The 1301-nt window shown below is 69.1% G+C and carries 1 protein-coding gene; it reads left to right on the top strand.

Annotation, left to right across the window (positions count from 1 at the left end; genetic code table 11):
• Positions 1-67 precede the first annotated feature (67 nt).
• Positions 68-1301 (top strand): IS3 family transposase gene (locus WDU93_RS15220; RefSeq protein ID WP_337322088.1). Its coding sequence is split into 2 segments (ribosomal slippage), with 1235 coding nucleotides annotated over them: positions 68-386 and positions 386-1301; the frame shifts between segments, so codons are not numbered across the junction. This gene is flagged as partial in the annotation.

Genomic DNA, 1301 nt, shown 5'->3' with positions numbered 1-1301 from the left:
GGCGCTTGACCCCTGATCTTGGACACGCTGATTCCAGCACGTTGCTGGGGAAGCGAGAATCCAAGGGATGGCAAGGAAGAACTACACGGACGAGTTCCGGCAGCGGGCGGTGGACTTGTACGAGTCCACGCCTGGGGCGACGTTGAAGGCGATCGCGGCGGATCTGGGGATCTCCCGCGGTGCGCTGCGGGAGTGGGTCGACAAGCGCGGCTCCGGGACGACGACCGCCGACACGACGACATCGCCGCCCGCGGCGGGGCGGACGGAGTCGCCGGCGGCGAAGATCATCCGGCTCGAGGCCGAGAACGCGCGGCTGGAAGCGGAGCGGCTCAAGCTCGAGACGGAGCGGGACATCCTCCGTCAGGCGGCGAAGTATTTCGCTGGGGAGACGAACTGGTGAACCGCTTCCAGTTCGTCGAGGACCACAAGGACGCCTACGGCGTGAAGCGGTTGTGTGAGGTCATCGAGATCGCCAGGTCGTCGTTCTACGCCTGGCTGGCGGCAGCGCCGGGACGGGCTGCGAGAGCTGCCGAAGACGCGGCCCTCGCCGCGCGGATCCGGGTGCTGCAGGACCCTGCGCAGGGTGGCGACCGCGCCTACGGGGCGCCACGGATCACCGCCGACCTCAACGACGGCGTCACCGCTGCCGAGCGGGTGAACCACAAGCGGGTCGCCCGCGTGATGCGCGAAAACAACCTTGCCGGGATCCGGCTGCGCCGACGGGTGAAGACCACGATCCCGGACCAGTCCGGACGCCGGTTCCCCGACCTGATCGGGCGGGATTTCTCCATCGGTGAGCCGAACCGCCGGTACGTCGGCGATATCACCTACCTCCCCATCGCCGACGGGTCGAACCTGTATCTCGCGACCTGCATCGACCTCGGGTCGCGGAAGCTCGCGGGCTGGCAGGTCGCCGACCACATGCGCACCGAACTCGTCGAAGACGCCCTGCGCGCTGCGGCCCGCGACCGCGGGTCACTGGCCGGCGCGATCTTCCACTCCGACCACGGCTCGGTCTACGCCTCGAAGGCCTACGCGGCCCTCTGCGAGCATCTCAAGGTGACCCAGTCCATGGGTGCGGTGGGTACGAGCGCCGACAACTCACTGGCCGAGAGCGTCAACGCCGCGCTCAAGCGGGAGCTCCTCGAGGGCGCCACGGCGTTCCCCGACCAGACCACCGCCTACCGGGCCGTGTTCCGGTGGGCGAACCGCTACAACACCCGCCGACGCCACTCCGCGATCGGCTACGTGAGCCCGAACACCTACGAAGCCGCCCACGCGGCGACCGCGTCCGCTACCCT

This window comes from Microbacterium istanbulense (assembly GCF_037204145.1).
Lineage (GTDB): Bacteria > Actinomycetota > Actinomycetes > Actinomycetales > Microbacteriaceae > Microbacterium > Microbacterium istanbulense.
Note: the sequence above shows the minus strand (reverse complement) of the source record. Positions and strands in the feature narration are given on the sequence as shown.